Here is a 7,429-nt window from a genome sequence, read left to right as displayed (position 1 = left end):
CCAGGGTGGGGACCAGGGAGACGTTCTCCACGCGGGTGCGGTAGCAGGCGCGGTCGCTGATGTCGGTGGGGGGCAGCGGGACGATGGAGTAGCCGTAGCCGCGCTCGCGGTGGAAATCCAGGTCGGCGCTGAGCGGGTCGCCGTGGGCCTCGACCTCCGCCACGTTGGAGAGGCCATCGCGGTCGGTGTCGAGCAGGTCCTCGGCGACGAGCGGGTTGGTGTGTGACAGGGCCTCCACCAGGTCCGGCAGGCCGTCACCGTCGGTGTCGCCGATGCAGGGGTCGGTGCCCAGCACGCGCTCCTCGCAGTCGTTGAGCCGGTCGCCGTCGGTGTCCTGCACCACGCTGCAGCCGTTGATGACGTCCACGGCGAGCGGGTCCAGGCCCATGCGCAGCTCCACGCCGTCCATGAGGCCGTCCTGGTCGGTGTCGGGGACGGCGGGGTCCAGGCCCAGGGCGCGCTCGTCGTCGTCCGGCACGCCGTCGCCGTCGCTGTCGGTGAGCATCTGGCCGTTTCTCACCTGCACGTTGCGGTTGAAGGCGAGGAAGCGCTTCAGCTTGAGCGCGTTGTCGAGCGCGCCGTAGTCCAGCCTCGCCAGCGCGTTGGGCAGGCCCGCGAAGTCCGTCTCCACGGGCGCGCTGCCCCCCGCGTTGGCGATGGCGGCCACCTGGAGGCGGGTGACGGGGTCCGGCACGTCGCCGCGGACGTAGATGGGCTGGACGCTGACGTCGCCCGCGCCCAGCTGCTCCACCAGCCCCTTGAGCTCTCCCACCACGGCGGTCAGCTCGCACTGGCTGCACGCGGCGTTGCACTGGGCCTGGGACGCCGGGGTCGCGTTGCAGCCGGCGGCCTGGGACAGCGCGGAGCAGCGGCTGTCGATGCCGATGTTGTACGCCGGGTTGTCACAGCTCACGTCGGAGCTGCGGATGACGGGCGCCACCACGTAGCGCGAGCGCGCGACCTCGCCCCTGCAGGCGGCCTGCATGTCGCCGGACAGGAGGCTCTTGGACAGCCGCAGCGCGGAGCGGATGCTGATGGGCCCCTGCTGCTGGTAGCTGGCGTAGCGCGGCAGGATGGACTGGAAGGCCGCGGCGTCCGTGAAGCTGCCTTGCAGGCCGGTGGCCACCGAGTGGAACGCCACCAGCCCGAACTTCACCTGCGGGCCGGTGTAGCGCGAGGTGAGCGTGGTGAGCCCGTCCACCGCGTAGCCCACGACCTCCGGCTCCACGCCGGTGCCGCCCTGGAGCGCGAAGACGACCTTCACGGGGAACGCGTCGCCGGTGGCCTCGGGGACGCAGAGGTCACCCTCGAAGTTGGCGCGGTCCCGCGAGCCGCCCGCGCGGTCGTTGATCGAATAGAGCCCCGCGTCGGTGCACGACAGCCACAGCGAGGAAAGCAGGAGCCAGGCGACCCGGGGGGAGGAACGCATTCGTTGGATTGTAGACCTCAGCCCCCCCTTCCGAAGCAAGCGACGCGCGGGATGGTTCCGCGTGAAGGGCCCGACACGGGGCTGCCCTTTCGCGCCGGAAGGGAAAAGGACGCCGCCACCCAGGCTGGAATGTCCACATCCTGCCTGGAATCAGGCTCGGACGAATTCCTGCTCTCGCCGGGATTGTTCCAATTCCCGGGACAAGAAAGGCATTGGCCATGCAGTTCAATCCCCAAGGAGCAGCACATGAAGCTGGACGGGACCGTGGCGATGTTCGTGCTGGCGCTGGGTGCGACGGGTGCGATGGCTCACAACCGCGAGGTGAAGAGCCACGATCCGCGCATGGCGGTGTCCATGGAGGAGGTCGTGCAGGTGTCGAAGACGGGCCCGCTGGTGGTGGAGGTGGGCTACGCGTTCTGCGTCTGGCCCCTTTTGCGCGAGGCGCTGGCCACGTGGGCCCGGGCCGCGGTGATGATGCCCTTCACCGCGCTAGACGTCACAGCGTGAGCAGGTAGGCGAGCAGGTCGTCGCGCTCCTGGGGAGTGAGGTCCTGCGTGGCACCGTGCTCCGGCCCCGAGCGCTCCACCAGCATGCGCAGCGGGAAGCGCGCGGCCGCCACCAGCCGGTCGCCCTGCACCGCATAGCCCATCGTGGCGCTCGTCAGCAGGGGCCACACGTCCCAGGTGCCCACCAGCGAGGGCGCCGCCGCGCCCTTCACCAGTTGCTGCTGCTCCGGCCGCAGTTCCAGCGCGATGGGCGTGCCCACGTCCAGGTACTGGCCCCGCGTCGCGGGGTCCTGGTCCAGGGTGAAGAGCGGCGCGGGGTGGCAGGCCGTGCACCGGGCCTTGCCTTCGAACAGCGCCAGCCCCTTCAAGGGACGGCCCTTCGTCCCGTCCGGCATCGTCACCGTCTCCAGCGGCGCGCCGTCCGCGTCCCGGTAGGGGTTGGGCGGCGTGGACAGGAGCGACGTGTAGAGCGCCAGGGCCTCCACCTCCGACGGCAGCGGATCCGGGTTGTGGTAGCGGTTGCGCCCGCCCACCGTCTCCGCCGTCTCCGCCAGGCTGCGCGTGCTCGCGGGCGTGAAGTAGGGCGGCGTGTCCCGGCTGCCCAGCGCCGTGGTGGAGCGGTAGATGCGCATGGGGCGCGTCTTTTCGAAGAAGACGCCGCCGGTGTGCCCTTCGATGTGGCACGCGTCGCAGCTCATGCCGGTGCGCCCCACGTCCGTGAAGTAGAGCACCTGGCCCAGCCGGCGCTGCTCGCGCGAGCGCACGTCCACCACCGGCCACTGGCGCACCAGGCTCGCCTTCCCCGTCCGCGCCTCGCGCACGTCCACCACCGCCACCGTGCCCGTGAAGCGGTTGAGCACGTAGAGCGTGCGCCCGTCCGGGGCCAGCGCCAGGGAGCGGGGCCCGGAGTGCAGCTCCAGCCCCGCCCTCCCCTTCGTCCCCAGGTCCTCCGCCGGGCGGATGAACGGCGTGCCCTCCGGCGCCGGGATGGGCAGCGCCTGGAGCACCGCCCCGCGCGCCGCCGCGTCGCTCTTCACCAGCGCGTTCGCGTCCAGCACCCGCACCTGCCCCAGGCCCACGTCCGCCGCGTAGAGCAGCCCGGCGCGGTCATCCAGCGCCAGCCCCTCCGTCACGCCCGCGCCGAAGCCCCGGTGCCGCACCACCTGCTCATGGTCCAGGTCCAGCACCGCGACGCCGCTGTTCGCGCTCACCTCCATGCGCTGGGCGTTGGGCCCCACGTTCGGCCCCAGGCTGGACATGAAGACGCGGTTGAGCCGGCCGCTCGCGACCAGCGCCCGGGCCGCCTTGCCGCCCATCACCTGCGCGGAGAAGGCCTCCGTGGGCCCTCCGATGATGGGGACGCCCGGCATGGGCACCGTGGGCGCGAAATCCCGGCCGCTGATGGAGTCGATCAGCCCCACCTCCCCCGTCTGGAGGCTGCCCACCACGAGAAACTTCCCGGTCAGCGCCAGGGCGCGCGGGTTCGGATCCACGGCCCGGACCCACTTCTCGCGGCCATCCTCCAGCGCGAGCGCGTGCACCGCGTCGTTCACGTGCTCGGCAATGAAGGCCATGCCCTTCGCGCCATCCACCTCCAGGCCCCAGGCGCCCACCGGCGCGGGGACGACGCGGGCCTTCCGCTCCGGCGCGTCCAGCGCGTACAGCCAGAGCCCCCCGCCCCACTGGTGGGCCACGCCCAGCCACGGGCGCCCGCCGGCGTCCGTCCACGTCGCGAGCGCGGACGGCCCGTCCCCCACCGCCATCGGATCCACGCGGCCCGCCTCCACGTCCAGCGCGAACACCGTGTCCGTGGGCGGCGACGCGACGAAGAGCGTGCGCCCGTCCGGAGACAGCGCCATCGCCATCAGGTCCGGGAAGGCCGCGTCGTTGACCAGCGTGAGCCGCGCGGTGCCCGTGGGCGTGGGGCCGGTGCTCGCGGCCAGCGACAGCTGCACGTCCGTCTGGAACGTGCCCTGGGGGAGCGTGAGGTCCGCGGGAAGCCTCGCGTAGGCGTGGCGCGCGTCCACCACCTTGAGCGGCACCTCGCGAGACAGGGGCGCGCCCAGCACCAGCCGCAGGCCCGGCACCAGGTTCTCACCATAGAGGGAGAGCGGCTGCGAGGTCTGGTTGCTGGTCAGCTTCGGACCCACGGCCTGGAGGACGGGGCGCGGCTCGGGCGGAGCGGGAGGCCCTGGCGCTTCCTGGGGCATCATCACGATGGCCAGGACGCCCAGGACGGCCACGACCGCGAGGCCTGTCGCGATCCACTCCAGCCTGCGAATGTCACCCTTCACGCGTGTGCATGCCTCCCGCGCGCGAGCATCCTCCATTCGCCCACCGTGTCACGATGACTTCGCGCCACGTCTGCTCGCATGCTCGGGAGGCGCTGTGCGGAGGGAACCCCACGCGACGTTTCCAGCATCCCGGAACGAATCCGCGCGAGTCGTGGAGTGCCCGCCCCAGGTGAGGTGGACTGCCCCCCACACCTGATCGCACGGGCCCTGTCATGGGACTGGAGTGTGCGTTGACAGGTCGGGGCTCGCATCGCTTAACCTGTTGATGATGCGACGTTTCCTCCTCTTCTGTGCCGTCGCCAGCGTGCTCGGCTTCGGTCCCCTCTCCCCCGCGAACGATGCCTGGGCCCAGGGGCGTGCACGCGCCTCCAAGACGAAGGCCGCGAAGGCACCCAAGGCCAAGAAGGGCTCGAGCAAGACTCCGCCGCGCATCGAGACGAAGTCGAACTCGGCCGTGACGGATCCGGTGACGGGGGATGCCTCGGCCACCGCGTCGTCCGCGCCTCCGCAGCGCGGGCCGTCGCGCATCGACTTCGACGACCGTCTCATCCAGGGCCAGACGAACAAGTCCGGCGCCGTGTATCTGTATGACCGCAAGGAATTGAAGACGCGGTCGATGCTTCGCGAGCGGGACAGCTTCCGCTCGGAGACGCTCGCCACCGTCTACGATCAGTAGGGCCGTACCGCCCATCACCCCCTTGAAGGGAGCGTCACCGTTGAGCGGCCAGCCCAGCGTCCTGCAAGTCGTCATCCTCCGCGACGGACTCCTCGTGGGCACGGAGGTTTTCGTCCCCGGCACCTATGCGCTCGGATCCGACGCGTCGTCGGACCTGCGGCTGGACGACGCGTCCGTGTCGCCGCGCCATGCGCTGCTGTACTTCCAGAACGGCCGCGCCGCGATCCAGGACGCGGGCGGCGGGACCAGCGGCGTCTTCGTCAACGGGCACCAGGTCACCGCCTGTGAGATCCGCTCCGTGGACGAGGTGCTGTGCGGTCCGTTCGTCCTGAAGACGCGGATCCTCAACCAGCGTCCCGTGGAGACCAAGCCGCAGCCTCCGCCGGAGGTGGCCGCGCTGCTCGGAGGTGCTGGGGCTCCGCCCGCCGCGCCTCCGCCGCACGCGTTCGGCGCTCCCGCGAATGGCTTCGCGCCCCAGCAGCAGGCGCAGCAGGCCGCGTACGCCGCACAGCAGGCCGCGCTCGCGCAGCAGGCCGCGTACGCACAGCAGCAGGCCCAGCAGGCCGCTCTGGCGCAACAGCAGGCTCAGCAGGCCGCGTATGCGCAGCAGCAAGCGCAGCAGGCCGCATACGCACAGCAGCAGGCCCAGCAGGCCGCGCACGCCCAGCAGCAGGCTCAGCGCGCGGCTCAAGCTCAGCAGGCCGCGCAGGCGCAGCAGCAGGCCGCGCACGCACATCAGGGCGCACTGGCACAACAGCAGGCTCAGCGTGCCGCGCAGGCGCCGCAGGCCGCGGTGGCACAGCAGCACGCGCAGCAGGCCGCATACGCGCAGCAACAGGCACAGCAAGCCGCGCTGGCGCAGCAACAGGCGCAGCAGGCCGCATACGCACAGCAGCAGGCACAGCAGGCCGCGCAGGCCCAGCAGGCCGCGCGCGCGCAGCCCTCGGCCCCGAAGGCCGCTCCGGCTCCCGCCGTGCCCGTGGGCACCGTCCCCTCCGCGCGGCGCCGTCCTCCTTCGGAGGCCATGCCCAGCCTGCTCGTCGCGGACGACCTGCTCGCGGACGTGGACACGGATGTCCCCGCGCCCACCGCCGGTCCCATCGTCCTCGACGCGGCCCCGGCCACCCGCCCCACGCACGCGCCGAGGATCGGCCCGGGCAAGGGCGCGGCCCAGCTCTACCTGGAGCTGTACTGGGGCGCCGTGCGCCGCGACGCGCGCCGCTTCGCCCCGGACGCGAAGAAGCCCGTGAAGGCCGCCGTGGACGAGCTGGCCCCCATGCCGCTGTGGGGCTTCTCCCTCCCCGAAGGCGCTGACGACTTCACCCTCGCCGAGTCCGTCAACGGCAACTACCGCCTATTCGTGCCCCCCGGCACCGACGTGGAGAAGGCCAACACAGACGGCCGCTTCGCCCCCGTCACCACCGCCGCGCTCGAGTCCGATGGCAGCCGCCGCTTCGTCACCCTGCGCGACGGCGCCGCCGCCCGCCTCACCCAGGGCAAGATGTCGCTCGTCGCCTACGCGGCCCCCGCCCCCGAGCGCGTCTTCGTCAACCCGCTCAAGGGCCTGCCCTGGCTGACCCTCTTCTTCCTCGCCATCTTCGGCGGCGGCCTGGGCTGGTTCATCGCCACCCGGCCCCAAGGCCCCGCGACCGCGGACTTCACGCAGAAGAACCTGCCGCCCGTCGCGCTGCGCCTCATCGCCCCCGAGCCCAAGAAGAAGGAAGAGGCCAAGAAGAAGCTCGAGTCCCTCAAGAAGAAGGAGCCCGTGAAGGACAAGCCCGTCGTCGCGGAGAAGGCGCCTCCCAAGCCGGTGAAGGAGGTCCAGGTCCCCAAGGCCGTGGCCGCCGCGCCGGAGAGCAAGGCCCTCAAGGCGCTCGCGAAGCTGTCCGCCGCGGGCCCCGCCGCCAACGACCTGCTGGCCGCCGTGGACAAGCTGGGCAGCGGCCCGGGCAGCAAGAACGCCAAGCAGACCAACTACAAGCTCGCGGGCCTCATCGGGAAGGCGCCCATCGCCAACGCGGGCCTGGGCACGTTCGGCCTGGGCGGCGGCGGCAAGGGCGGCGGCGCCACCCTGGGCGCGGAGCTGTTGCGCGGCAAGGGCGGCGGCGGCATTGGCGCGCTGGGCGCGGGCGGCGTGGGCAAGGGCGCGGTGGGCGGCACCGTCACGCGCGCCACCGCGCGCAGCATCTCCTCCACCCAGGGCACCGTGGACCGTGAAGCCGTGGCCAAGGTCATCAACAGCCACCTCAACGAAGTGCACGGCTGCTACGAGCGCGCGCTCCTCAAGGACCCCGGGCTCGCCGGCAAGGTGGTGCTGGAGTGGGCCATCGGGCTCAACGGCCGCGTCGCCTCCGCCAAGACGAAGTCCTCCACCCTCCGCAACGCCTCCGTCGAGGCGTGCATCCTCAGCAGCCTGAAGGGCTGGCAGTTCCCAGCCCCCAAGGGCGGCCAAGTCATCATCACGTACCCGTTCCTCTTCAACTCGGTCGGCTACTGACGCGGGGACGCTCCCCCCACCCCACGT

The 7,429-nt window shown here is 71.9% G+C and carries 5 protein-coding genes; 3 read left to right on the top strand and 2 right to left on the bottom strand.

Annotated elements, in window-relative coordinates:
• Positions 1-1,429, bottom strand: a 1,429-nt coding sequence (locus D7X55_RS31975; RefSeq protein ID WP_121725043.1) for a calcium-binding protein, incomplete at its 3' end; no start/stop codon positions are given.
• Positions 1,430-1,675: 246 nt separating this feature from the next.
• On the opposite strand from D7X55_RS31975, the gene D7X55_RS31970 reads away from it, so the two are divergent.
• Positions 1,676-1,936 (top strand): hypothetical protein, encoded by a 261-nt coding sequence (locus D7X55_RS31970; protein ID WP_121725042.1) that lies wholly within the window; start codon positions 1,676-1,678, stop codon positions 1,934-1,936.
• Here the strand turns inward: D7X55_RS31970 and D7X55_RS31965 are convergent.
• Positions 1,926-4,265: an MtsA protein gene (locus tag D7X55_RS31965; protein ID WP_121725041.1), complete on the bottom strand. Its 2,340-nt coding sequence runs from the start codon at positions 4,263-4,265 to the stop codon at positions 1,926-1,928. The genes D7X55_RS31970 and D7X55_RS31965 overlap by 11 nt on opposite strands.
• Positions 4,266-4,494: 229 nt before the next feature.
• On the opposite strand from D7X55_RS31965, the gene D7X55_RS31960 reads away from it, so the two are divergent.
• Entirely contained in the window at positions 4,495-4,905 is a 411-nt protein-coding gene (locus D7X55_RS31960) for a hypothetical protein (protein WP_233610194.1), read from the top strand.
• Between the two features lie 40 nt (positions 4,906-4,945).
• On the top strand, positions 4,946-7,402 hold the full coding sequence (locus tag D7X55_RS31955; protein WP_120549415.1) for an AgmX/PglI C-terminal domain-containing protein: 2,457 nt from the start codon (positions 4,946-4,948) through the stop codon (positions 7,400-7,402).
• The last annotated feature ends 27 nt before the right edge of the window (positions 7,403-7,429 follow it).

This window comes from Corallococcus sp. AB049A, assembly GCF_003668885.1.
Taxonomy (GTDB): domain Bacteria; phylum Myxococcota; class Myxococcia; order Myxococcales; family Myxococcaceae; genus Corallococcus; species Corallococcus interemptor.
The sequence above is the reverse complement of the archived record's forward strand: the minus strand, read 5'-3'. Positions and strand labels throughout refer to the sequence as shown.

Coding starts and splice junctions, on each gene's coding strand:
- D7X55_RS31970 (WP_121725042.1), top strand. CDS start 1,676: ATGAAGCTGGACGGGACCGTGGCGATGTTCGTGCTGGCGCTGGGTGCG.
- D7X55_RS31965 (WP_121725041.1), bottom strand. CDS start 4,265: ATGGAGGATGCTCGCGCGCGGGAGGCATGCACACGCGTGAAGGGTGAC.
- D7X55_RS31960 (WP_233610194.1), top strand. CDS start 4,495: ATGATGCGACGTTTCCTCCTCTTCTGTGCCGTCGCCAGCGTGCTCGGC.